The sequence below is a fragment of the Micromonospora sp. NPDC049044 genome (assembly GCF_040649215.1).
GTDB lineage: Bacteria > Actinomycetota > Actinomycetes > Mycobacteriales > Micromonosporaceae > Micromonospora.
Genome location: NZ_JBEZFA010000042.1, coordinates 1 through 24081 on the forward strand (window position 1 = coordinate 1; position 24081 = coordinate 24081).

General features: G+C 71.8%; 25 protein-coding genes. 12 read left to right on the forward strand and 13 right to left on the reverse strand.

Annotated features, from left to right (window positions below; translation table 11 throughout):
• Window positions 1-590: DUF1775 domain-containing protein (locus tag AB0B85_RS27560; protein WP_357411868.1), on the reverse strand; the 590-nt coding region annotated here is incomplete at its 3' end.
• Window positions 591-766: 176 nt separating this feature from the next.
• On the opposite strand from AB0B85_RS27560, the gene thrS reads away from it, so the two are divergent.
• On the forward strand, window positions 767-2776 hold the full coding sequence (gene thrS / locus AB0B85_RS27565; RefSeq protein ID WP_357411869.1) for a threonine--tRNA ligase: 2010 nt from the start codon (window positions 767-769) through the stop codon (window positions 2774-2776).
• Window positions 2777-2902: 126 nt separating this feature from the next.
• Here the strand turns inward: thrS and AB0B85_RS27570 are convergent, their stop codons facing one another.
• Window positions 2903-3631: a D-Ala-D-Ala carboxypeptidase family metallohydrolase gene (locus tag AB0B85_RS27570; RefSeq protein ID WP_357411870.1), complete on the reverse strand. Its 729-nt coding sequence runs from the start codon at window positions 3629-3631 to the stop codon at window positions 2903-2905.
• Between the two features lie 177 nt (window positions 3632-3808).
• Between AB0B85_RS27570 and AB0B85_RS27575 the strand changes: the two genes are divergently transcribed.
• Complete coding sequence (locus AB0B85_RS27575) at window positions 3809-4321, forward strand: HIT domain-containing protein (RefSeq protein WP_357411919.1); 513 nt, start codon at window positions 3809-3811, stop codon at window positions 4319-4321.
• Window positions 4322-4355: 34 nt separating this feature from the next.
• Here the strand turns inward: AB0B85_RS27575 and AB0B85_RS27580 are convergent, their stop codons facing one another.
• Window positions 4356-4838, reverse strand: a complete 483-nt coding sequence (locus tag AB0B85_RS27580; protein ID WP_357411871.1) for a hypothetical protein — start codon at window positions 4836-4838, stop codon at window positions 4356-4358.
• A gap of 97 nt (window positions 4839-4935) precedes the next feature.
• Between AB0B85_RS27580 and AB0B85_RS27585 the strand changes: the two genes are divergently transcribed.
• A complete protein-coding gene (locus AB0B85_RS27585; protein WP_357411872.1) occupies window positions 4936-5994 on the forward strand; it encodes an aldo/keto reductase in 1059 nt (352 codons plus the stop codon).
• Window positions 5995-6186: 192 nt separating this feature from the next.
• On the opposite strand, the gene AB0B85_RS27590 is transcribed toward AB0B85_RS27585, so the two are convergent.
• Window positions 6187-8340: an elongation factor G-like protein EF-G2 gene (locus AB0B85_RS27590; RefSeq protein WP_357411873.1), complete on the reverse strand. Its 2154-nt coding sequence runs from the start codon at window positions 8338-8340 to the stop codon at window positions 6187-6189.
• Between the two features lie 249 nt (window positions 8341-8589).
• Between AB0B85_RS27590 and pgsA the strand changes: the two genes are divergently transcribed.
• From pgsA to pdxT, 6 genes are all read left to right on the forward strand, one after another.
• On the forward strand, window positions 8590-9219 hold the full coding sequence (gene pgsA / locus AB0B85_RS27595) for a phosphatidylinositol phosphate synthase (RefSeq protein WP_357411874.1): 630 nt from the start codon (window positions 8590-8592) through the stop codon (window positions 9217-9219).
• A gap of 31 nt (window positions 9220-9250) precedes the next feature.
• Entirely contained in the window at window positions 9251-10189 is a 939-nt protein-coding gene (locus AB0B85_RS27600; RefSeq protein WP_357411875.1) for a phosphatidylinositol mannoside acyltransferase, read from the forward strand.
• Window positions 10190-10239: 50 nt separating this feature from the next.
• The gene (locus AB0B85_RS27605) at window positions 10240-11400 is read left to right on the forward strand and encodes a glycosyltransferase family 4 protein (RefSeq protein ID WP_357411876.1); all 1161 of its coding nucleotides are present in this window, start codon (window positions 10240-10242) and stop codon (window positions 11398-11400) included.
• Window positions 11401-11484: 84 nt separating this feature from the next.
• Window positions 11485-11988: a hypothetical protein gene (locus tag AB0B85_RS27610; RefSeq protein ID WP_357411877.1), complete on the forward strand. Its 504-nt coding sequence runs from the start codon at window positions 11485-11487 to the stop codon at window positions 11986-11988.
• A gap of 160 nt (window positions 11989-12148) precedes the next feature.
• On the forward strand, window positions 12149-13066 hold the full coding sequence (gene pdxS / locus AB0B85_RS27615) for a pyridoxal 5'-phosphate synthase lyase subunit PdxS (RefSeq protein ID WP_357411878.1): 918 nt from the start codon (window positions 12149-12151) through the stop codon (window positions 13064-13066).
• A 7-nt stretch (window positions 13067-13073) separates the two neighbouring features.
• Entirely contained in the window at window positions 13074-13679 is a 606-nt protein-coding gene (pdxT, locus tag AB0B85_RS27620; protein WP_357411879.1) for a pyridoxal 5'-phosphate synthase glutaminase subunit PdxT, read from the forward strand.
• A gap of 7 nt (window positions 13680-13686) precedes the next feature.
• Here pdxT and AB0B85_RS27625 read toward each other — a convergent pair whose 3' ends face one another.
• A complete protein-coding gene (locus tag AB0B85_RS27625) occupies window positions 13687-14541 on the reverse strand; it encodes a helix-turn-helix transcriptional regulator (RefSeq protein WP_357411880.1) in 855 nt (284 codons plus the stop codon).
• Window positions 14542-14642: 101 nt separating this feature from the next.
• Here AB0B85_RS27625 and AB0B85_RS27630 point away from each other — a divergent pair, with 101 nt between their 5' ends.
• Window positions 14643-15329 carry an NADPH-dependent FMN reductase gene (locus AB0B85_RS27630; protein WP_357411881.1) on the forward strand — a complete coding sequence of 229 codons (687 nt, stop codon included), beginning with the start codon at window positions 14643-14645 and terminating at the stop codon, window positions 15327-15329.
• A 289-nt stretch (window positions 15330-15618) separates the two neighbouring features.
• Window positions 15619-16371: a YebC/PmpR family DNA-binding transcriptional regulator gene (locus tag AB0B85_RS27635; RefSeq protein ID WP_357411882.1), complete on the forward strand. Its 753-nt coding sequence runs from the start codon at window positions 15619-15621 to the stop codon at window positions 16369-16371.
• A gap of 48 nt (window positions 16372-16419) precedes the next feature.
• Here the strand turns inward: AB0B85_RS27635 and AB0B85_RS27640 are convergent, their stop codons facing one another.
• Window positions 16420-16917 carry a hypothetical protein gene (locus AB0B85_RS27640; RefSeq protein WP_357411883.1) on the reverse strand — a complete coding sequence of 166 codons (498 nt, stop codon included), beginning with the start codon at window positions 16915-16917 and terminating at the stop codon, window positions 16420-16422.
• A gap of 165 nt (window positions 16918-17082) precedes the next feature.
• Between AB0B85_RS27640 and AB0B85_RS27645 the strand changes: the two genes are divergently transcribed.
• Window positions 17083-17727 (forward strand): DUF402 domain-containing protein, encoded by a 645-nt coding sequence (locus AB0B85_RS27645; protein WP_357411884.1) that lies wholly within the window; start codon window positions 17083-17085, stop codon window positions 17725-17727.
• A gap of 58 nt (window positions 17728-17785) precedes the next feature.
• Here AB0B85_RS27645 and AB0B85_RS27650 read toward each other — a convergent pair whose 3' ends face one another.
• The 7 genes from AB0B85_RS27650 to AB0B85_RS27680 all read right to left on the reverse strand — a co-directional run bounded on the left by AB0B85_RS27650 (window position 17786) and on the right by AB0B85_RS27680 (window position 24010).
• Window positions 17786-18847, reverse strand: coding sequence for an ABC transporter permease (locus AB0B85_RS27650; RefSeq protein ID WP_357411885.1), 1062 nt, complete (start codon window positions 18845-18847; stop codon window positions 17786-17788).
• Window positions 18844-19737, reverse strand: a complete 894-nt coding sequence (locus AB0B85_RS27655) for an ATP-binding cassette domain-containing protein (RefSeq protein ID WP_357411886.1) — start codon at window positions 19735-19737, stop codon at window positions 18844-18846. Before AB0B85_RS27655 ends, AB0B85_RS27650 begins: the two co-directional genes overlap by 4 nt.
• An 80-nt stretch (window positions 19738-19817) precedes the next feature.
• Window positions 19818-20537: a response regulator transcription factor gene (locus AB0B85_RS27660; protein ID WP_357411887.1), complete on the reverse strand. Its 720-nt coding sequence runs from the start codon at window positions 20535-20537 to the stop codon at window positions 19818-19820.
• Window positions 20534-21886, reverse strand: a complete 1353-nt coding sequence (locus tag AB0B85_RS27665) for a sensor histidine kinase (RefSeq protein ID WP_357411888.1) — start codon at window positions 21884-21886, stop codon at window positions 20534-20536. Before AB0B85_RS27665 ends, AB0B85_RS27660 begins: the two co-directional genes overlap by 4 nt.
• Before the next feature lie 119 nt (window positions 21887-22005).
• On the reverse strand, window positions 22006-22956 hold the full coding sequence (locus tag AB0B85_RS27670) for a permease prefix domain 1-containing protein (RefSeq protein ID WP_357411889.1): 951 nt from the start codon (window positions 22954-22956) through the stop codon (window positions 22006-22008).
• Window positions 22953-23294 (reverse strand): PadR family transcriptional regulator, encoded by a 342-nt coding sequence (locus tag AB0B85_RS27675; protein WP_357411890.1) that lies wholly within the window; start codon window positions 23292-23294, stop codon window positions 22953-22955. The genes AB0B85_RS27670 and AB0B85_RS27675 overlap by 4 nt, the downstream gene beginning before the upstream one ends.
• 116 nt (window positions 23295-23410) lie before the next feature.
• Window positions 23411-24010, reverse strand: coding sequence for a hypothetical protein (locus AB0B85_RS27680; RefSeq protein WP_357411891.1), 600 nt, complete (start codon window positions 24008-24010; stop codon window positions 23411-23413).
• Window positions 24011-24081 lie beyond the last annotated feature (71 nt).

A 24081-nucleotide genomic window follows, 5' to 3' on the forward strand; every position in this document is an offset into this window, starting at 1 on the left:
CCGGCGCCCGGGGCACCGTGGCCGCCGCCGTGCGCTGCCGGTCCGGCGGCGCCCGGGGCCGCCGGCAGCAGCGTCAGCGTCGGAGCCCGGTGCGGTCCGGCGGCGTCCGCCCACCGGACCACCGTTTTGTCGGCGTACGTCTGGACGACCTCGAAGGTGAGCCGCTCGGTCTGCGGCATCGGTCCCATGGACAGCGCCAACCGGGCCGGGCCGGGGTCGCTCTCGCCGACCCGGACCCAGGTCACCGCGGTGGTCACAGTGCTCACCCCGGAGGCGTGGATGCCGGCCACCGGCTTGTCCAGGGTGCGGGAGCTGATCCGGGGCGCCCAACCGTTCACGGACATCGGGTAGACCTCGCCGATCGGCGCGTCGACAGGCATCCGGACCTCGATCTGGGTGGTCCTGGTGCCGGCCCGCTCCTCCGGAACTGTGAACTCCAGCCGTACGGCGTCGCCCTGCCGCGCCTCCGTCGGGGTGGTGCTCACGTCCGCCGCCCGTGCCGCGCCGGGCCAGAGCAGCAGCCCGGCGGCGGTCAGCGCCGTCACCGCCGCGATCCGCCGCGGACGTCCGCCACCGTGCCTGCTCGCCATCTCGTGCCCCCATCCGTGTCCGCGTGGCCGGCACCGGTTTCCGGCCACACCTGGTAGTTCGGCTGCGGGGCGCGAAAGGTTCAACGCGAGCCGTCCGGAAGGCGGCGACGCCGCGACCGATAGCATCGGCAGGAGCCGAGGACCGGCACCGTTTCGTACCGCTTGGAGGAGTCATCGTGTCCGCACCCCGTACCCCCGCCGTGGCCGACCCCGTCGTCGTCGCCGCCGGGACGACGGCGGCCGACGCGGTGGCCGCGGCCGGACTGCCCGCGAACGGCCCCAAGGCGATCGTCGTGGTCCGCGACCCGCAGGGTCAGCTGCGCGACCTGGACTGGGCGCCGGCCGAGGAGACGACCGTCGAGCCGGTCAGCCTGGATTCGCCGGACGGGCTCAACGTGCTGCGCCACTCCACCGCGCACGTGCTCGCCCAGGCCGTCCAGGACGTCTTCCCCGAGGCCAAGCTGGGCATCGGCCCGCCCATCGAGAACGGCTTCTACTACGACTTCGACGTCGACAAGCCGTTCCAGCCCGATGACCTCAGCAAGCTCGAGAAGCGCATGCAGGAGATCATCAAGTCCGGGCAGCGGTTCCGCCGTCGCCGCTTCGGCAGCCTGGACGAGGCGCGCTCCGAGCTGGCCGACGAGCCGTTCAAGCTGGAGTTGATCGAGGTCAAGGGCGAGGGCCTGGACACCGACGAGGTGATGGAGGTGGGCGGCGGCGAGCTGACCATCTACGACAACCTCGACGCCAAGGAGGACAAGGTCTGCTGGTCGGACCTGTGCCGGGGCCCGCACCTGCCGACCACCCGACTGATCGGCGCGTTCAAGCTGATGCGCTCGGCCGCCGCGTACTGGCGCGGGTCGGAGAAGAACCCCCAACTCCAGCGGGTGTACGGCACCGCGTGGCCGACCCGCGACGAGCTGAAGGCGTACCTGAAGCTGTTGGAGGAGGCCGCCCGCCGCGACCACCGCAAGCTCGGTGCGGACCTCGACCTGTTCAGCTTCCCCGACGAGATCGGCTCCGGCCTGGCGGTCTTCCACCCCAAGGGCGGCATCATCCGTCGGGAGATGGAGAACTACTCGCGGCGGCGGCACGAGGAGGCGGGGTACGAGTTCGTCAACACCCCGCACATCTCCAAGGCGCAGCTGTTCCAGACCTCCGGTCACCTGCCGTACTACGCGGACACCATGTTCCCGCCCATGCAGCTGGAGGGCGCGGACTACTACCTCAAGGCGATGAACTGCCCGATGCACAACCTGGTCTTCCGGGCGCGCGGGCGGTCGTACCGGGAGCTGCCGCTGCGGATGTTCGAGTTCGGCACCGTCTACCGGTACGAGAAGTCCGGCGTGGTGCACGGCCTGACCCGGGTGCGCGGCCTCACCCAGGACGACTCGCACATCTACTGCACCCGCGAGCAGATGGCCGGTGAGCTGTCCACGCTGCTCAGCTTCGTGCTGGACCTGCTGCGCGACTACGGGCTGGACGACTTCTACCTGGAGTTGTCGACCCGGGACGACTCGCCCAAGTTCATCGGCGCCGACGAGGACTGGGCGGAGGCCACCGAGGCGCTGCGGACCGCCGCCGAGACCTCCGGCCTGGACCTGGTGCCGGACCCGGGTGGCGCGGCGTTCTACGGCCCGAAGATCTCCGTGCAGGCGCGCGACGCGATCGGCCGGACCTGGCAGATGTCCACCATCCAGGTCGACTTCAACCAGCCGGAGCGGTTCGGGTTGGAGTACCAGGCCGCCGACGGCACCCGGCAGCGACCCGTGATGATCCACCGGGCGTTGTTCGGGTCGATCGAGCGGTTCTTCGGGGTGCTCACCGAGCACTACGCGGGGGCGTTCCCGGCCTGGCTGGCGCCGGTGCAGGTGGTGGGCATCCCGATCCGCGAGGACCACACCGACTACCTGCACGGCTTCGTCGCGGCGCTGCGCGCCGAGGGGATCCGGGCCCAGGTGGACGCGGGTGACGACCGGATGCAGAAGAAGATCCGTACCGCGCAGCAGCAGAAGATCCCGTTCATGGTGATCGCCGGTGACGACGACGTGGCCGCCGGCACGGTGTCCTTCCGCTACCGCGACGGCTCGCAGCGCAACGGGGTGCCGGTCGCCGAGGCGGTGACCCACATCCTGGACGTGGTCAGCTCCCGCACCAACGTCGGCCCCTCGGCCGCCGCGGAGTAGCCCGCACGGGCTCCCCGCCCGCTTGATCGTGCTCGATCCAGGATGTAGTGGCCTCCCGACGCCGGGAGGCCACTACTTCCATGTTCGAGCGCGATCATCACCCAGTGGCGGCGACGACGCCGGGTGTCAGATGCCGCAGTTCGGTGCCGACCAGCCGCCGACCGCCGCCACGTGGGTGTGGTCGTTGTGGTCCGGGTAGCCGGGGCCGAGGATCTGCCCGAAGCCGTGGTAGCGGGCCTGCTGGGCCAGCCGGCAGAACGACGGGGACCCGACCAGGTCGACCCCGTCGCCGTAGAGGTGTCTGCTGTTCGACGCGCCGCCGACAGCGCTGTTGCAGGAGTAGCTGCGGAAGCTGCTGCTGATCGCGATCGACACGTCACCGAGGGCGTGTCGCATGGCCTGGAGCTTCCACATCGAGACGAGCGCGTTGAACCGTGCGGTGCTCGCCGAGACCGCGCCACCGGACCAGTCGCTGTTGCACTTGTTCAGTTCGGCGTAGCTGAAGTTGGCAGGTGTGCAGTCGTCGTCCTGGAGGGCGTAGAGCCGGTTGAACGTCTGCGGTCCGGCGATCCCGTCCGCGGGCAGCCCGTACGCCTGCTGGAAGCGGATCACCGCCGACCGGGTGGCCGCGCCGTACGCGCCGTCGAGGCCGAGCACCGCGCCGTAGCCGGGATAGCCGGCGACCCGGATCTGGAGTTGCCGGACGTCCTCGCCGGACGCCCCCTGGGCCAGGGTCCGGCCCCAGGTGTAGCAGCCGTCCGCCTGTGCGGCGCCGGCGGTGACTGTGACGCCGGCCACTGTGGTGGCGGCGGTCAGGGCTAGTGCCGCGAGAAGCCGGCCGAGCCGTCGGATCATGGAGCCCTCCATCAATGCATGGAAGTTCTTGGATGCATAGAATCTTCATGTTTCGGTGTTGATCCGTCAAGAACTTGCAGCAACGGGTTTTCCCGGCGACGGGTGTCGCGGCCCGCCTGGCCGGCTCCGTAGGATCGGCTCGTGACAGGGGCGGAACGGCACACGGACAGCGGCGGCATGGCGGACGGCCTGGAGCGGCTCTGGACGCCGCACCGGATGACCTACATCTCCGGTGAGGACCGCCCGGCCGAGGGCTACGAGCAGCCGACCGGCTGTCCGTTCTGCCGGGCCCCGCAACTGCCACCGGAGGAGAGCCTGGTGGTGGCCCGCGGCGAGCACGTGTTCGTGGTGCTCAACCTCTATCCGTACAACCCTGGGCACCTGCTGGTCTGCCCCTATCGGCACGTCGCCGACTACACCGACCTGGACCTGCCGGAGACCACCGAGCTGGCGTCGTACACGCAGACCGCGATGCGGGTGATCCGCAAGGTCAGCAACGCGCACGGCTTCAACCTGGGCATGAACCAGGGCGGGGTGGCCGGCGCGGGCATCGCCGCCCACCTGCACCAGCACGTGGTGCCCCGCTGGGGCGGTGACGCGAACTTCATGCCGGTGATCGGCCGCACCAAGGTCCTGCCGCAACTGCTGCACGACACCCGCGACCTGCTGGCCCGGGCCTGGCCGTCCTGACCGTCGGCGACACGCGGGGCCCGCGCCGGTCCGGCTAGTCGGCGCGCAGCAGCGGGGTCAGCTCCGGCCAGCTCTCCACCCGGTGTACGAGCGGCAGCAGCGCCGCGCGTGCGGCGACCTGCGCCGGGCGGGGCCGGAACAGGAAGCGGTGCGGCACCGACTCCAGGTAGCCGAGCACCTCCAGCTTGTCGTCAACGAAGTGGGTCAGCCCGAGGCGCTGGGCGATCGGTGCCTTCGCCGGACGGGTACGGCAGAAGTGGACCCGCTCCACCGGGATGCCGGTGCGCGCCGGAAAGTCGTGGTGGGCCAGCCACTCCCGGGTCCGGCGTTCGGTGCTCTCCCCGCACTTGGACACCAGGTGCACCTCGTCGAACGCCGGGCCGAGCGCCGCGAGCGCGTCGAACGCCCCGTCGACAGCAGGTGTACGCAGGTAGTGCGCCCCGAAGAACGAGGTGTCGGCGTCCTCGTCGGCCGGCTCGATGAGTACGCCACCGATGTCCACGCCCAGCCTCCGCATGCGGCCGATCATGCCGCACGGGCCGGTCGGCTCGCATCCGCGATTTCGGCCTCGGGATCTGCTACGTCCGGGCCCGTGGAGGTGGCACGATCGGCCGGTGGCAGTCACGACACGGACGTTGGGACGCAGCGGCATCGAGGTCAGCGCCCTCGGTATGGGCTGCTGGGCGATCGGCGGCCCCTGGGCGGAGGGCACCCAACCGCTGGGCTGGGGTGCTGTCGACGACGAGGAGTCGGTGCGTACGGTCCGCCGGGCGCTCGAGGAGGGCGTCACCCTCTTCGACACCGCCGACACGTACGGCGCCGGGCACAGTGAGCGGGTCCTCGGCCGGGCGCTCGCCGGCCACCGGGACGAGGCAGTGATCGCCACCAAGTGGGGTTACACCTTCGACGAGGCGAGCCGACAGGCCACCGGGGAGGACGCGTCGCCCGGGTACCTGCGCAGGGCCGTGACCGACTCGCTGCGCCGGCTGGGCACCGACCGGATCGACCTCTACCAGCTGCACCTCGCCGACCTGTCGGTGCCGCGGGCGCAGGCACTGATCGGCACCTGTGAGGACCTGGTCGCCGAGGGCCTGATCCGGGCGTACGGGTGGAGCACCGACCGTCCCGACCGGGCCACCGCGTTCGGGCACTCCGCCACCTGTGGCACCGCCGTGCAACACACCCTGTCCGTGCTGCGGGACGCTCCGGAGCTGCTCGCCGTCTGCGACAAGTACGACCTGGCCAGCGTCAACCGGGGCCCGCTGGGCATGGGGCTGCTCACCGGCAAGTACGTGGCCGGGTCGGTGCTGCCCCGCGACGACGTCCGCGGGCTGACCCCCGGCTGGTTGGAGTGGTTCCGTGGCGGTCGGCCCGCGCCGGAGTGGCTGCGTCGGGTCGCCGCGGTCCGTGCCGCGCTCACCGCCGACGGGCGCACCCTCGCCCAGGGTGCGCTGGGCTGGATCTGGGCCCGCAGCGGCCGCACCATCCCGATCCCCGGCTGCCGTACTGTCGCCCAGGTCGAGGAGAACGCCGCCGCGCTGCGGTGGGGTCCGTTGCCGGCGGACCAGTTCGTCGAGGTGGAGCGCCAGCTGGCAGCCCTGCGTACCGCCGCCCTACGGGACGCCGACCGCCCACACTGGCCCAGCCCCACCCACCCCAAAATCCACCCCTGACCCACCCACCCCTGCCCCACCCCAACACCCCGCGCCCTTCCCGCCCTTCCCCCCCCCCCCCCCGCGGTCGATCAAGGAGTTGTGGTGCCCGCAAAAGGGTCACATCCTCCTGTACCGCCCACCACAAGTCCATGATCGACCGGGGAGGGTCGACCGGGGAGGGGCGGGCGGGGCGGGGCGGGGAGGGCGGGGTTACGGGAGTTGTTCTTTGCGGAACTGGTCGGCCAGGTGGGCGGGCATCGGGTCGTGGCGGACGAACTGCCGGCGGAAGGTGCCGATGCCGGCGGTCAGGGAGCGCAGCTCGACGGCGTAGCGCAGCAGCTCGGTGGCCGGCACCTCGGCGCGGACCAGGGTGCGGCCGTCGGTGTCCGGGTCGGGTTCGGTGCCGAGCACCCGGCCGCGACGGCCGGACAGGTCGCCGAGCACCGGACCCACCGAGCCGTCCGGCACCCGGATGGTGACCTCGTCGATCGGTTCCAGTAGCGCGGGCTGACCGCGGTCGGCGGCATCCCGCAGGGCCAGCGCGCCGGCGGTCTGGAAGGCCGCGTCGGAGGAGTCGACGCTGTGCGCCTTGCCGTCGACCAGGGTCACCCGCAGGTCCACCACCGGGTGGCCGGCCACCAGGCCGCGCTCCAGTTGGGCGCGGACGCCCTTCTCCACGGACGGGATGTAGGTGTGCGGCACCGCGCCACCGACGACCCGGTCGACGAACTCGAAGCCACCGCCCTGCGGTAGGGGCTCGACCTCGATGTCGCAGACCGCGTACTGGCCGTGCCCGCCGGACTGCTTGACGTGCCGGCCGTGCCCCTTCGCGGGGACGGTGAGCGTCTCGCGCAGTGACACCTTGACCGGCTCGGTGTCCAGCTCGACACCGCCGGCACGCAGCCGGTCGAGCAGCACGTCGGCGTGCGCCTCGCCCATGCACCAGAGCACCAGCTGGTGGGTCTCCGGGTTGCGCTCCAGCCGCAGGGTGGGGTCGCCGGCGACCAGCCGGGCCAGGTTGCGGGCCAGGGCGTCCTCGTCGGCGCGGCTGTGGGCGACGACCGCCACCGGCAGCAGCGGTTCCGGCATCTCCCAGGGGGCGATCAACAGCGGGTCGTCCTTGGCCGCGATGGTGTCGCCGGTCTCGGCGGTGCCCGACTTGGTGATCGCGCAGATGTCGCCTGCCACGCAGAGCGGCACCTCCCGCAGGCTGGCGCCCAGCGGGGTGTAGATGTGCCCCACCCGCTCGTCGGCGTCGTGATCGGGGTGGCCGCGTTCGGCCATCCCGTGCCCGCAGATGTGCACCGTCTGCTCGGGGCGCAGCGTCCCGGAGAAGACCCGGACCAGTGAGACCCGACCGACGTGCCGGTCGACAGTGGTCTTGACGACCTCGGCGACGAGGGGCCCGTCCGGGTCGCAGGTCAGCGGCGGACGCGGCGAGCCGTCCACGCCGGTCACCGCCGGCAACTCGTGCTCCAGCGGCGACGGGAACGCGGCGGTGAGCACCTCCAGCAGCACGTCCAACCCGACCCCGGTCTGCGCGCAGACCGGCACCACCGGGTAGAAGTGCCCCCGGGCGACGGCCTTCTCCAGGTCGTCGATGAGCACCTCGTCGCTGATCTCCTCGCCGTCGAGGTAGCGGTCCATCAGGGTCTCGTCCTCGCTCTCGGCGATGATCCCCTCGATCAGCTCGTCACGGGACTCGTCGATGGCCCGCTGGTGCTCCGGGTCGGGGTCGCGGACGTCGGCGGGCAGACCGGCGCTGTAGTCGAACACCCGGCGGGTGATCAGACCGAGCAGGCCCTCGGTGGACACCCCGTCGTCGCCGAGCATCGGCAGGTAGAGCGGCATCACGTTGTCGCCGAAGAGGCGCTGGCAGAGCGCCACCGTCTCGTCGACGTCGGCGCGGGGCTGGTCCAGTCGGGAGACCGCGACCGCCCGGGGCAGGTCGACAGCGGCGCACTCCTCCCAGAGCGCGACGGTGGCCGCGTCCATGCCACCCGCGGCGGAGACGACGAAGAGGGCGGCGTCGGCGGCCCGTAGTCCGGCGCGCAGTTCGCCGACGAAGTCGGCGTACCCGGGGGTGTCCAGCAGGTTCACCTTGATGCCGTTGTGCAGCAGCGGCGCGCAGGACAGGCTGACCGACCGCTGTTGGCGTACGGCCGCGGGGTCGTGGTCGCCGACAGTCGTGCCGTCGACCACGGCGCCGGCCCGGCCGATCGTGCCGGTCGCCGCGAGCAGGGCCTCGACAAGTGTCGTCTTGCCCGCTCCGGAGTGCCCGACGAGCACCACGTTGCGAACCCGCGCGGGTTCGGTCACCACCGGCGTGCCGCCGGTGGAACCCTTCTCATGCTTCTGCGCCATGGGGCGCACCTCCCTCAGCCGGTGGTGGGTGGCGACCGCCGCGCGACGGTAAGCGGCCCGGGGCGAGTGCGCGGCAGTATCCTCCGGTGGTCTCGTGCACAACGGGAACGGGACGGGTTGGCGGGTGAGCTGGCTCACCTTCCGGTTCGATCTCACACCCGTTGTCGGGTAGGCACAAGCCTCTCCCGGGCGGGTCGCAGGGGCGGCCGTATCGCCGGACCTGGGCGGACCGTTATCGTGGGGACCGCCATGGCGAAGATCTTCCAAGTGTCGGCCCGCGCGGGGATGACCCGCGTCGTCGAGCCGATTGCCCGCGCCCTGCTGCGCGCGGGCGTCACCCCCAATGCCGTCACCGTCGCGGGCACCGTTGGTGTGCTCGTCGGCGCGCTCGGCTTCGGTGCCCGCGGCCACCTGGTCGCGGGCGCGTTGATCGTGACCGTTTTCGCGCTCACCGACCTGCTCGACGGGACGATGGCCCGGATGAGCGGCGGCTCCACCAGGTTCGGGGCGTTCCTCGACTCAAGCATGGACCGGGTCGCCGACAGCGCCGTCTTCGGCGCTGTCGCGTACTGGCTGGCCACCCAGGGTGACCACTCCGGGGTGGCGGCGGCATTGATCTGCCTGGCCGCCGGCAGCCTGGTCTCCTACGTCAAGGCGCGGGCCGAGGGGCTCGGCATGACCTGCAACGTCGGCATCGCCGAGCGCACCGAACGGCTGCTGATCGTCGGGGTCGGCGGCATCCTCACCGGCCTGAACGTGAAGCCGGCGCTGGAAATCGCGCTCTGGCTGCTCGCCGCGGTGTCGATCTTCACAGTGGCGCAGCGGATGGCGCACGTCTACCGCCAGGCCCAGCAGCGCCAGCCGGACGGTCAGGCGTGAGCGCCGCGGTGGCGATCGGCGGCCGGGCCGCGTGAACCTCACCGAGCTCGGCTACGTCGCCGGCTGGCGGGTGGTCCGCGCGTTACCTCGGCCGTTGGTGGCAGCGGCGTTCCAGGCGGGCGCGGACCGCGCCTATCGCCGCCCGGGCGGGGGTACGGCCCGACTGCGCGCGAACCTGCGCCGGGTGGTCGGGCCGGAGCTGCCCGACGCCGAGTTGGAGGACCTCGTCAAGCGGGGGCTGCGCTCGTACGCCCGGTACTGGATGGAGGCGTTCCGGCTGCCCACGTTGAGCCGGGCGCAGATCCTGGCCGGCTTCCGACTCGACGGCGCGGACTTGCTCGCCGCCGACGTGGCCGCCGGTCGGGGTGCCGTGGTGGCGCTGCCGCACGCCGGCAACTGGGACGCCGCGGGCGCCTGGGTGGCGGCCACCGGTTGGCCGATCACCACGGTCATGGAGCGGCTCAAACCGGAGGGCGTGTACAAGCGTTTCTTCGCGTTCCGCGAGGTCCTCGGCATGGAGATCCTGCCGACCCACGGTGGGGCGCGTCCGGCGTTCGACGTGCTGCTGGACCGGTTACGCGCCGGTGCGGTGGTGCCGCTGCTGGCCGACCGGGACCTGTCCGCCCGTGGGGTCGAGGTGGACTTCTTCGGCGGGAAGACCCGGATGCCCGCCGGGCCGGCGCTGCTCGCGTTGCACACCGGTGCGCCGCTCTACGTGGCCTCGATGTGGTACGAATCGGATGCGGCGTGCGCGTCGCTCGCCGGCCCGCTGCCGGTGCCGGGGCCCGAGTCCGGGCCGCTGGACCAGCGGGTCCGGTCGCTGACCCAGCTGATCGCCGACCGTCTGGCGGCGGGTATCGCCCGACATCCGCAAGACTGGCACATGTTGCAGCGGATGTGGCTGGACCAGCGGAGGTCGGGGGACGGCACGACGCCGCCAGCCCCGGCCGCCGGCCAGCCTGAGGGGTGATGGGCACTGTGGGATGGTGTCCCACGATCACGGACAGGGGGCGCTGACGCATGCGGATCGGCATCGTGTGCCCGTACTCCTTCGATGTGCCAGGTGGGGTGCAGAACCACGTGATGGACCTGGCCGAGGCGTTGATCGCGCTCGGCCACGAGGTGAGCGTGCTCGCCCCGGCCGACGAGGACTCGCCGCTGCCGGCGTACGTGGTGTCCGCCGGTCGGGCCGTGCCGCTGCCGTACAACGGCTCGGTGGCCCGGATCGCGTTCGGCCCGGTCTCCACCGCCCGGGTCCGGCGTTGGATCATCAACGGCGACTTCGACGTGCTGCACGTGCACGAGCCGCTCACGCTGAGCCTGTCGCTGCTGGCCGTGCTCTCGGCGCGCGGCCCGGTGGTGGCCACCTTCCACACCGCGATGACCCGTTCCCGGGTGCTGGCCGCCGCCCAGGGCGTGCTGCAGATCGTGCTGGAGCGGATCACCGCCCGCATCGCGGTCAGCGCGTTGGCCCGCAAGGTGCAGGTCGAGCACATGGACGGCGGGGCGGTGGAGATCCCCAACGGGGTGGCGGTGGCCAAGTTCGCCGACGCCGAGCCGTTGCCGGGCTGGCCGGGGGAGTGCGCCCCGGGCAGCGGCGGCACCCTGGGCTTCCTGGGCCGCTTCACCGAGGCACGCAAGGGCTTCCCGGTGCTGCGTGACGCGTTCGTGGCGTTGGCCGCGACCCGGCCCGGGCTGCGGCTGCTCGTCGCCGGCCCAGGGGACCCGGACGACCTGTTCGACCAGTTCCCGGCCGAGTTGCACGAGCGGATCACGTTCCTCGGCCTGGTCACCGAACCGGACAAGGCACGGATGCTGCGCAGCGTGCACCTCTACGTGGCACCGAACACCGGCGGCGAGTCGTTCGGCATGATCCTCACCGAGGCGCTGGCCGCGGGGACCACCGTGGTCGCCAGCGACCTGGACGCGTTCCGGCGGGTGCTGGACGGTGGCCGGGCCGGTCGGCTCTTTCCCACAGGTGACCCGGTGGGGCTGCGCGACGCGGTGACCGAGCTGCTCGACGACTCGGCCGGGCGGGCCGCGTTGAGCGCGTGCGGCGATCAGGTGGTGGCGAATTTCGACTGGCCGGTGGTTGCTCGCCGTGTTCTGGAGGTATACGCAGCGGCGATCGAGGCGACCGACGGGCGGGTCATCGACCAGGAGTGGGTGGGGCTGGGCTGAGCCGGGGTGACGGATGGTGCGGACGACGACCGGGGTGACCGGTGGGGCCGCGCCCAATCGGAGGCGAAACGGAGCAGCACTACGATGCCGCACATGTGGTGGGTGGTGGCCGCGATCGTGGTCCTGGGGCTGGTCGCGGCGTACCTCGTCTGGACCGCCGGCCGGGTGGAGCGATTGCAGGGCCGTGCGGAGCTGGCGGCCCGGGCCCTCGACGCCCACCTGCTGCGCCGGGCCGCGGCGGCTGCCGTGCTGGCCGAGCGGCGCTTCGGTGTGGAGCTGTACGCGGCGGCCCGGATCGCCCTGGACGCCGGCCCGGACGAGCGGGAGGCGGCGGAGAACGACCTGACCCGGCAGCTGCGGGGCGTGCAGTTGGATCCGGGCGACGCGGACTGTGCGGCGGTCATCGCCGCCAGTCGCCGGCTCGCGCTGTCCCGGCAGGTGCACACCGACCTGGTCCGCGACGCCCGCTCGGCGCGGAGCCGGCCGCTGGTGCGGTTGTTCCGGATGGGACGGGGCCGGGAGTGGCCGCGTTACTTCGACATCGACGACCCGACACTCACCGTCCCGGCGGACGTCCCCGCCACCTGACCCGGCACTCCGCGCGGCCCCCGGCGCGGCCCGTCGGACGGGCCGGTGATCAGGGCCACAGGGCAGGCCACCGGGGGTCTGATTGGCTGTCGGTGCGGCGTTGTCGCACGCGTAGCATTTTCGCTGTCACCCCCAGCGCACGTCCAAGGAGCGATGACCCGTGCCCGAAAACACCGCCTCGAACACCGGTAGCGCCCCCGTCGTCGGCACCGCCCGCGTGAAGCGTGGCATGGCCGAGATGCTCAAGGGCGGCGTGATCATGGATGTGGTCAACGCCGAGCAGGCCAAGATCGCTGAGGACGCCGGCGCGGTAGCGGTGATGGCCCTGGAGCGGGTGCCCGCCGACATCCGCGCGCAGGGCGGGGTCTCCCGGATGAGTGACCCCGACATGATCGACGGGATCATCGCTGCGGTCTCCATCCCGGTGATGGCCAAGGCCCGCATCGGCCACTTCGTGGAGGCGCGGATCCTGCAGTCGTTGGGCGTGGACTACGTCGACGAGTCCGAGGTGCTGACCCCGGCCGACTACGCGAACCACATCGACAAGTGGGCGTTCACCGTGCCGTTCGTGTGTGGCGCGACCAACCTGGGCGAGGCGCTGCGCCGGATCACCGAGGGTGCCGCGATGATCCGCTCCAAGGGCGAGGCGGGCACCGGCGACGTCTCCAACGCCACCACCCACATGCGCAAGATCCGCCAGGAGATCGCCCGGCTGTCGTCGTTGCCGGCCGACGAGTTGTACGTCGCGGCCAAGGAGTTGCAGGCCCCGTACGAGCTGGTCAAGGAGGTCGCCGAGACCGGCAAGCTGCCGGTGGTGCTGTTCACCGCCGGCGGGATCGCCACCCCGGCCGACGCGGCGATGATGATGCAGCTCGGCGCCGAGGGCGTGTTCGTGGGCTCGGGCATCTTCAAGGCGGGCAACCCGGCCCAGCGGGCCGCCGCGATCGTCAAGGCCACCACCTTCCACGACGACCCGGACGTGCTGGCGAAGGTCTCCCGCGGTCTCGGCGAGGCCATGGTCGGCATCAACGTCGACGAGATCCCGCAGCCGCACCGCCTGGCCGAGCGGGGCTGGTGACCGACGGATGGCCGTACCCGTGATCGGTGTGCTCGCGCTCCAGGGGGACGTCCGGGAGCATCTGGCGGCGCTGTCCGCGGCGGGCGCGGACGCCCGCCCGGTCCGCCGGCCGGCGGAACTGGACGCGGTGGACGGCCTGGTCGTCCCCGGCGGCGAGTCCACCACCATCAGCAAACTCGCGGACATCTTCGAGATGCGCGAGCCGATCGACAAACGCATCGCCGACGGTATGCCGGTCTACGGCTCCTGCGCGGGCATGATCATGCTGGCGGCTGAGGTGCTCGACGGGCGACAAGACCAGCGGGGCTTTACCGGCATCGACATGACAGTGCGGCGTAACGCGTTCGGCCGGCAGGTCGACTCATTCGAGGCGCCGGTGGAGATCACCGGGGTGCCGGGGGAGCCGTTCCACGCCGTGTTTATCCGGGCGCCGTGGGTCGAGCGGGTCGGTGCCGGCGTTCAGGTGATCGGGTCGGTGACCGGCGGGCCGGCGGCCGACCGGATCGTGGCGGTCCGCCAGGGCAACCTGCTGGCCACCTCGTTCCACCCGGAGTTGACAGGTGACTTGCGCGTGCACGCGTACTTCGTGGACCTGGTCCGCACCGCCAGGTGACGGTCCGTCAGCTGGCGACCGCGTGCAGGTGGCCGGGGCGGCGGCCCGCCAACCGGTCCAGCGCGGTGGCGGTGGCGGCGTCGGCGGGCAGGTGTACGACCAACCGTTGCGCGTCGGCCTCGGCCAGCTCCACCGTCTCGTAGTTGAGGCTCAGCAGACCCACCGCCGGATGGTGGATCCGCAACAGTCCGGTACGCGTGGCGCCCACCGGTCGCCGCTGCCACCGGTCGGTGAACGGCGCGCCCACGGTGCGGGCCAGCCGCTCGGCGAAGACGTCGGTGGCGGAGTCGCCATGGCGCAGCAGGTGCAGGTCCGCGACCTGCTGGTCGGCCAGCGCCGACCACTGCGGGTAGTGCTCGCGGGCGCGTGCGTCGGTCAGCACGTACCAGACCAGGTTCGGTCGCGACCCGTCCAGGAGACCCAGTGGGCGGGCCACCAGCTCGAACGGCTCGTTCCAGGCCAGCACGTCGCCGAGCCGGTTGAGCACGTACGCCGGGGTGTCGCGCAGCGCGTCGAGCACGGCGTGGACGGTCGGCCGGACGGTGCGGGACACCGTTGGCCGGTCGCCCGAGCAGAGCTGCCGGGCGTGCTGGGCCGAGGCGAGCTGCCGCAGGTGTGCCCGGTCGGCGCTGTCCAGTAGCAGGGCGTCGGCGAGGGCGGCGAGGATCTCCGGCGACGGCCGGGTGTCGCGGCCCTGCTCCAGCCGGGTCAGGTATTCGACGCTGACCTGCGCCAACGTCGCCAGCTCGGCCCGGCGCAGCCCGGGCGTACGTCGACGGGGTCCCTCGGTGAGGCCGACCTCGGCCGGCCGTCGTGCCTCGCGGCGACTGCGCAGGAACGCGCCCAGCTCTCCGTCCATCATCGACCCAGTCTGGCAGTCGGCACCGGCCGGTGGGTGGCCCTGGCAAGGCCATCCTCGCCGCGGTCTCCCCGGCCCGTCCCGTCGCCCAGAGGATCGTGGTCATGACTAACGCACAGAGCGCAGGACCACTGCGGATCGGTCTGATCGTCGGCAGCACCCGTCCTGGCCGGCGCGGCGCCGCGATCGGCCGTTGGGCGATGGAGGTGGCCGAGCGGCACGAAATGGTACGCGCAGGGGACGCCGTCGTCACGCTAGTCGACCTCGCGGAGCAGGAGTTGCCGCTGCTCGACGAGCCGGTGCCCGCGCTGTTCGGCGACTACCGGCGTCCGCACACCCGGCGGTGGGCGGCCGTGGTGGACGCCTGCGACGCCTTCGTCTTCGTCACCCCGGACTACAACCGCTCGATACCGGCCGCGCTCAAGAACGGCATCGACTACCTGTACGCGGAGTGGGCCGACAAGGTGGCCGGGGTACTGAGTTACGGCGTGCAGGGCGGCAACCGGGCCGCCGACCACCTTGGGGCGATTCTGACCGAGGTGCGCTGCGTGGTGGTGCCGACGGGAGTGGCACTGTCGATCTTCACCGACTTCGACTTCTCCGGGGCCGACCCTGGTGATCGCAACGCCGGCCGCTTCGCGCCCGGTGACGGCAGGGAGGCGGAGCTGTCGAGGATGCTCGCCGAGGTCGTGACCTGGTCCCGAGCACTTCGCTCGGCCGACCGGCCCGGACCTGCCCGGCCCGCTGCCCGGAATGGAGTCGTTCCAGCGCTACCGGGCCGGGCTGGATGACCGATGCGACGAGCGCTCGGTGGTCGAGTGCACGGTGCTGGGTCGTACGGCTTCGCGGTCTGATTCGCTTTTCCTCGTTTCTGCCCGTTTCGGGCGGGTGTGGGGAAAGCGGTGGCGCGCGGTGCATGACAGCGACCCCGGGGACGTCGGTAGGATTGCGGAGATTCGGCAGGGCCATCTGCCCGCCACGGCTTCCACCAGGGCTGACCGGCGCCTCCGCGTGCGCCGGCGGAAGCGGGGCGTGCGCGGTGCGGTCGATGCAGACGGCGGGTAGCAACGGAGGTAGAAGATGTCCGGCCACTCAAAGTGGGCGACGACCAAGCACAAGAAGGCCGTCATCGACGCCAAGCGCGGCAAGATGTTCGCCAAGCTGATCAAGAACGTCGAGGTGGCCGCGCGGACCGGCGGTGGCGACCCCTCCGGTAACCCGACGCTCTTCGACGCCATCCAGAAGGCGAAGAAGAGTTCGGTGCCGAACGACAACATCGACCGCGCCGTCAAGCGCGGCTCCGGCCTGGAGGCTGGCGGCGCCGACTGGCAGACGATCATGTACGAGGGCTACGGGCCCAACGGCGTGGCCATGCTCATCGAGTGCCTCACCGACAACCGCAACCGGGCGGCCACCGAGGTGCGCACCGCGCTGACCCGCAACGGCGGTTCGCTCGCCGACGCCGGCTCGGTGTCGTACCTGTTCTCCCGCAAGGGCGTGGTGATCGTGCCCAAGGAGGGCACCAGCGAGGACGACGTGATGATGGCGGTCCTCGACGCCGGTGCCGAGGAGGTCAACGACCTCGGTGAGGCGTACGAGGTGGTGTCCGAGCCGACCGACCTGATCCCGGTGCGGACCGCGCTGCAGGACGCCGGCATCGAGTACGAGTCGGCCGAGTCGTCTCTCGTTCCCAGCATGAACATCCCGCTGGACGAGGAGGGCGCGCGCAAGATCTTCAAGCTGATCGACGTCCTGGAGGACTGCGACGACGTGCAGAACGTCTACGCGAACTTCGACGTCAGCGACGACGTGATGGCGGCGGTCGACGCCTGACCCGCGCGGTTGCCGCTGCCGTCCGCCGGGCCGGGCGTCCGGTGGACGTCAGCGGCCCCCGCCGCGCGCTGTCGGGCCGACCAGGGCCGGGAACGGAAAGTCGATGTCGAAGCGCTCGTCGGTGTGGACGTCCCGGTAGACCCACTGGCGCGGCCCGACCTGCTCGGCCGTCGACCCGCGGGTGTAGCCGGCCAGCGCGCTGAAGACGACGACCACGCCGCCGAAGTTGTCGCCGAACCACAGCTCTACCTGGTGCCGATCCGGCTCGACGTCGCGCTGCTGGACGTCCTGCACGACCATGCCGCCGGGCCCGACACCGTCGTACGCCTCCTGAAACCGCTGGTAGGCGGGAAGGTCCCCGGCCAGGCGTTCGACGTCGACGTCCGTGAAGACGAACGCGGCGAACTCTCGGATGCTGCCCGCCGACCGCACCGGAAACTCGGTGACCAGGATGAACGTCCGGCGCTGCTGGTCCCATCGGTAGCCGAAGACGAGCGCCTCGGTGATGTGGTTGAGCGCCGCCCGAGGGTCGCGCATCGGCTCCACCAGGCCTCCTTCGTGGATCGTGCGGACCGGCCCTCGGGCACGATATGGGCTGTCACCCGGGGATGCTATGACAGCTGATGTCGCACGGTCGTCCCCGGAATTCCGACTCATCCCGCCCGAGCGCCCACGCCGGGTCGGCACCCCGCCAGCGGGTACGCTGCCTCGGTGAGCGAGGACGTGCCGGCGGAAATGGTGGTGCACCGGTTCGCGCCGGGTGACGCGGTAGTGCGGCGGGAGGTGCTGCGCGGCGAGGTGTGGTTCGGCTGCCCGACGATCGTCGTCGAGGACTCACCCGACCTGCTCGCCCTCTACCTCCCACCGGGGGCCGAGTTCGGCTTCCCGACGGCGGGTGTCTTCCCGTGCGGGCGTCACCCGTGGGAGACCGCTGGGCACCGCTCCTGGTCCGGGCACGGCAAGCTGATGCTGCAACGCCCCGGCGAGGCGCACTCCGTCGACGTCTTCTGGACCGGCCCCGGGCGCGACTTCGCCGGCTGGTACTTCAACCTCCAGGACCCGGTACGGCGTACGGCCATCGGGGTGGACACCCTCGACCACGAGTTGGACCTGTGGTGGGGCGCGGATGCCGACCGGTATGTCTGGAAGGACGTGGAGATCTTCGCCCAGCGTCTCGTCGAGGGCCGCTACCCGGGCATGGGCGACGCCATCCGGGCCGAGGGTGACCGGATCGCGGCGCTGCTCGACGCGGGCGAGCGCTGGTGGGACCCGGCGTGGGCGAAGTGGCAGCCGGACCCTTCCTGGTCGGCGCCGCCGCTGCCCGCCGGCTGGGACCGGGTGCCGCCCGCCCGCTGAGCCCGAACGGGCGTCGGCGTCCGATCAGGACACCGACGCCCGCGGCCGAACCGTCGGCTCAGCCGATCGTCTCCCGCTCCCGCCAGGCGGTCCGCAGGGAGGTCCGGCCATTGGTGCGCAGCAGCGACCCCTCGTACACCCGAGCCCCGGCGAGCACGAACGCCCCGGCGGCGAGCAGCAGGATGACAAGCGAGACGAACGGCTCCCAGCCGGCCGCGTCACCGGTGAACAGCCGCAGTGGCATGGCCGTGGGCGACGAGAACGGCAGGTAGGACAGCACCCGCATCGCCGTGTCGTTGTCGTTCAGGAAGATCACCGCGAAGAACGGCAGCATGACAGCGAGCTGTACCGGCGTGGAGACGGCGGAGATGTCCTCCTGCCGGTTGGCAAGTGCCCCGGCCGCCGCCCACATCGCCGCGAGCAGCACGAAACCGAGCAGGAAGAACGGCACGAACCAGCCGATCGCCGGGGCGAGCAGGGTGAGCAGACCGCCGCTGTCGCCGAGTTGGAGCCCGATCACCGCCACCACCGCGATCAACGCGATCTGCGCGAACGCCAGGATGGCGCCGGCTACCACCTTCCCGGCCAGCAGCGCCCGCACCGGCACCGCCGCGACCAGGATCTCCACGATCCGGGTCTGCTTCTCCTCGACGACGCTCTGCGCGATCTGCAGACCGAACGTCTGCGAGGTGATGAAGAAGACGAACGCGAAGACGAACGGCACCAGGAACGCCACCACCGGGTCCACCGCGTCCGGGTCGAGCAACTGCACCGGCGGCGAGCTGCTCAACGCCTGGACCACGTCGGTGGGGGGCTCGTCCATCGCGAGGACCTTCGGACCGGCGACCACCGCCGCGTCCACGTCACCGTCGCGGACGGCCTGCTCGGCGGCGCGGTCGTCGGCCACCACGCGGACGTCGAGTCCGGCGTCCCGCAGCGGCCCGGCGGCCTGCTGGGTGACCGCCACCGTGTCCGGGCTACCGGAGAGCAGTGGCGGCAGGATGGTGCCCGCCGCCGCGATCAGCAGGAAGAAGAGGGTGCCGAACAGGAAGGTACGGTCGCGCAGCTTGACCCGGATCTCCCGTTCGGCGACGAGCCGGGTGGCCTGGGTGATGTTCACTGGGTGACCTCTCGGAAGATCTCGGTGAGGGAGGGGCTGACCGGGCGGAACGCGCGGACCGGACCGCGCGCCAGGGCGGCCTGTAGCACTGTCTGTTCGTCGGCGTCGGCCGGTAGGTCGAAGACGACCCGCGGGCCGTCCAGCTCGACAAGGGTCACCCCGGGTTGGTCGCGTACCCAACCGGCGTCGGTAGCCACCACCAGCTCGTAGCGGGGCACTGTGTACGAGTCACGTAGCTGCTGTCGGCTGCCGGCGGCCCGGATCACCCCGTCCCCGATGATCACCAGGTCGTCGCAGAGGCGTTCCACGACGTCGAGCTGATGGCTGGAGAAGAGCACCGGTGCGCCGGCCGAGGCCCGTTCCCGCAGCACTGTGACGACGGTGTCGACGGCGAGGGGGTCGAGGCCGGAGAACGGCTCGTCGAGCACCAGCACCTCGGGGTCGTGCACAAGCGCTGCCGCGATCTGCGCGCGTTGCTGGTTGCCCAGCGACAGCGTCTCCAGCAGGTCGTCGCCGCGTTCACCGAGACCGACCCGGTCCAGCAGGGTGTCGGTGGCCCGCCGGGCGGCGGGTGCGTCCAGGCCGTGCAGCCGGCCCAGGTAGGTCACCTGCTCCCGAGTGGTCATCTTGGGGTAGAGGCCGCGTTCCTCCGGCATGTAGCCGAAGCGTCGCCGGTCCTGCCGGGTCAGCGGGGCACCGCCCCAGCTCACCTCGCCGGCGTCGGAGGCGAGCACGCCCAGGATGATTCGCATGGTGGTGGTCTTGCCGGCGCCGTTGGCGCCCACGAAGCCGGTCATCCGGCCGGCGGCCACCTCGAAGGACACGTTCTTGAGCACCTGCCGGTCGCCGAAGCTGCGGTCGATGCCGTCGAGACGAAGCGTTCTGGTCACGCACCCACGCTAGATCGAATCTCCGGCCCCGCCGTCCGCCCGGTGGGTGAGCGGCGGGTCCGCCGCGCGACGGACGGCGCTCAGCCGCCGGGCCGGACCACCCCGTTCTCGTAGGCGAACACCACCGCCTGCACCCGGTCGCGCAGGCCGAGTTTGGCAAGCACCCGACTCACGTGGGTCTTCACCGTCGCCTCGCCCAGGTGGATGGCGGTGGCGATCTCCGCGTTGCTCGATCCGGCGGCGAGGAGCACAAGCACCTCCCGTTCCCGTGGTGTCAGCCCGGCCAGCGCGGCGTCCGCCTCCGGCCCCCGGTGGGCGGTGCCCGCCGGGTCTCCGGGTCGGGCGAATGTGGAGATCACCCTCCGGGTGATCTCCGGAGCGAGCAGACCATCGCCCCTGGCCAGCACCTGGATCGCCTCGATCAGCTCCTCCGGTGTGCCGTTCTTCAACAGGAACCCGCTGGCCCCGGCCCGCAGCGCGGCGAACAGGTAGTCGTCGCGGTCGAAGGTCGTGAGGATCAGCACCGCCGGCCCACCGGGCCCGTCGGCGGTGATCTGCCGGGTCGCCTCCAGGCCGTCCATCCGGGGCATCTCCACGTCCATGAGTACGACGTCGGGGCGGGTGGCTCGGGCCATGGCGACGGCCCGTTCACCGTCGGCGGCCTCGCCGACCACCTCGATGTCGTCCTCCACCTCGAGGATGACCCGGAAGCCGGTGCGGACGAGGTGCTGGTCGTCGGCGAGCAGCACCCGGATGGGCTGACCCGGGCCCGACCTCTGGTGGGCTGGCGTGGCGCTCATGCCGCGTGTCCCGTGCCGACGGCTGGCTCCCGCACGACGGCTGGCTCCCGGTCGTGGTGCGGCTCCCGTTCCGCGTCGGCCAGCGGCTCGGCCGTCGCCAGCGGGAAGCGGGCGCGTACCCGCCATCCGCCGCCGGCTCGGGGCCCGGCCTCCAGGTCGCCGTTGTGCGCGCCTACCCGTTCGCGCATCCCGATCAGGCCCAGCCCGACGGCGTTGACCCGGCCGCCGGCTCGCCCGTTGTCCGTCACGTCGACCTCCACCTCCCGGGCCAGGTAGCGGACCCGCACGTCCAGCAGGTCCGCGCCGGCGTGCTTCAGGGTGTTGGTCACCGCCTCCTGCGTGACCCGGTACACCGCCTGGGAGACCGATTCGGGCAGCGTGACGGGTGCGCCGTACACCCCGAGGGTTGCCGTCAGGCCCGCGGCCCGAGCGCGCTCGACCAGCTCACCGATCCGGTCGACGTCGCCGCCGGCCGGCGGCCCGGCGTCGGCCGCGCCGGGGGTCCGCAGCACGCCGAGCATCCGGCGCAGCTCGTCGACAGCGGTGCGGGCGCTCTGCTCGATGGCGCTGAGCGCGGTGCGGGCCTTGCCGGGATCGCGGTCGAACACCCGGCGGCAGGCGGACGCCTGCACTCCCATCACCGACACGTGGTGGGCGACCACGTCGTGCAGCTCCCGGGCGATCCGGACCCGTTCGCCGAGCACCGCCCGTTCCCGGGACTCGGCCTGCGACCGACGCAGGTCCTCGGCCTGGGTACGCAGCTCGTGTTCGCGGCGCGCGGCCACCCAGGCGGTCTCACCGAAGAAGTACGCGAAACCGAGCGTCAGCAGGTTGACAAGCACTCCGGTGACCATGGCGGCGAGCACGGGTGGCACCGGACCGACCGCCTCGTCGAAGGCGTCGGCGGGAATGTGGTCGATCATCACGGCGTAGTAGATGCCCAGCCAGGCGAACATGGTGGCGATCACGCCGAGCCGCACCTGGCGGGCCCGCTGATGATCCGTGCCCCAGGCACCGGCGGTGTAGAGCGCGCAGAACAGCGCCCAGGCGGAGAACTGGGTCTCCGGGGCCGAGCGTGCCTGCGCGGCGATGAACACCACGGCGACGACCAGCAGGGTGGCGACCGGCCAGCGTCGTCGCCAGACCAGCGGCAGCGTCACCGTGACGGTCCAGAACAACTGCTCCGGCCCGGACGGCGGCGGGCCCAGCAGGAACGCCCCCGTGCTGCGCGCCAGGGTGAGGCTGACCAGGGCCAACCCGGTCACCGCCAGCCCGATCCACAGGTCGTTGCGGCGCTGCTGGGTGGTGGGGCCCGGTCGGCGCCAGTCGTCTCGCGGTGCCACGGTCATCCAGGAACGATGCCACGCCGCCCGCGCCGCCGGTCGAGCGGGCGACCCGTGCCGGCGGGTCCGGTGAGCGGGCGGCGGCCCGACGCGGGTACGCGCCGGGCCGCCTGCTCTGGTGTCGCTCATGAGGTCGTCTGCTGGCGGGTCTTCCGGGCGGTGTCGACCAGGTCCCAGACCACGATCGCGACCGCGCCCACCGCGATGGCCAGGCCGAGGGAGTGCCGGTTGTCCGCCTCCGCCACCCAGCTCAGGCGCTCGGCCAGGGCCGGGTTGAGCAGGCGGTCGGAGAGCGCCAGCCACGCCACCGGCACCGTGAACGCCAGGTCGAGCAGCAGCTTGGTGCCGAACAGGGCCCAGGTCCAGCGCCCGATCCGGTACTTGACGACCTCGAAGATCACGCTGGCGACCAGCACGACGATGAGCGCCGGCAGCCAGAAGGACCACAGCGCCGGGTCGAGGATCGGGATGTTGCCGCCGTCGGTCTCGTGCACCCAGGAGTTGTAGTGCTGGAAGGGCAGGTAGCCGATGGTGAGCACCAACATGACCACCGATGCGATGGTGTCGGCGAGGGGGATGCGCCGGTGCGCCGGGGCGTCGGGCAGTTGGTCCACAGTCCACTCCGGCAGGTCCACCGCCGTCTGGGTGCGCTCGATGATGGCGAAGGTCAGGGTGAGCCAGAAGGCGATCTGCACGGCCACCTGTATGGCCGCGACGATGCCCGGCCCGATGGCCCCGAAGCCCTTTCCTTCGGCCGCCTCGACCACTGTGACGATCGTGCCGACGAGCGCCGGGATGAAGCTGAGCAGCAGCTTCAGCAGTCGCAGCCAGAGCAGGTAGTAGGTCGGGCCGATGAGCTGTAGCCGGCGGTCGGCGTACCGGGCGGCCAGCACGTCGGGGTTGCCCAGCTCGGTGAGCACCTCCCGTTCGGCGGTGGCGGGGTCCGCGCCACCGTCGGTCCGGCCCTCGATCATGTCGTCGATGGAGGCCCGCAGCTCGGTGGCGATCTCGTCGCGACGCTGGGCGGGCACCGAGCGCAGGGTGGCGGCGAGGTAGCGGTTGGTCAGGGTGTTCATCGGTTCACTCCTTGGATCAGCCCGGCGATGGAGGCCTGCACGGTGGCGAGGTCGTCGAGCAGCCGGCTCAGCATCGACTCGCCCTCGTCGCTGGTCCGGTAGAACTTGCGCGGCCGGTTCTCCTCGGTGTTCCACTCGCTGGTCAGCAGCCCCTGGTCCTCCAGCCGGCGCAGCAGCGGGTAGAGCGTGTTGGCGTCCACCGGGAAGCCGTGGTCGGTGAGCCGTTGCAGTAGTGCGTAGCCGTAGTCCGGTCGGCGTAGCGCGACCAGGCTGGCCACCACGACGGTGCCTCGACGCAACTCCTGCAGGTGCGTCCGTAGAACGTCCTCGCTAACCATGTGTCACACCATACTGTGTGCCACACAGTGTTGTCTACGCCGATAACAACGTATCTGGCGCGGCATGCGCGAACGGGGCGCCCGGTCGACACCGGACGCCCCGCCCCAGACGCTGCTCAGCAGGTCCCGCCCTGCCGGAAGTTCCGCTCGACGTAGCTGGCCAGACCGACCTGGAAGTAGCCCACACCCGGCCGGATCGGGTGCCCGGTGAACAGCTCCACCCGCGAACCGAGCCGGACCAGGTACGCCTCGGCGGTCCCCGCGTCGTTGCGGATCAGCGCGCCCCGCGATCCGTAGATCGCCTCCAACTCGTCGAAGGACATACCAACCGAGGCCCCGGCGGGGGAGCGCGGCGGCGCGGTGGCGGTGCCGACCTCCACCAGTCGGCCGTCGCGGAAGGCCAGCAGGAGCACGCCGGCCCAGGAACCGGCCACGCCGGCGTTCACCACTCCGGCGCAGCCCGGGGCGGTCCAGTCGATCCGCCCGGCCGCGGTCAACGCCGCCAGGCTGGCGCCGATCCGGTACACCCCGGCGCCGCCGACGCCGAGCACCCGCGGGTGACCGTGCTCGGTGGTCATCGCGGCGGCGTACGGGGCACGCGCCGAGGCTGGCGCGGTGTTGCCGGCCGCCGCTGCCGCCGGGGCCGGACCGGCGACGGTAAGTGTGCCGGACGCCAGCGCGGCGGTGGCGGTGAGGACGATCCAGAGACGGTTCATGGTGGCTCCTTCGGTGATGGGTCTCCTGCCCTGTTAGTCACCGCGCGGTGGCCAATGGTTCGTCGGGTTGC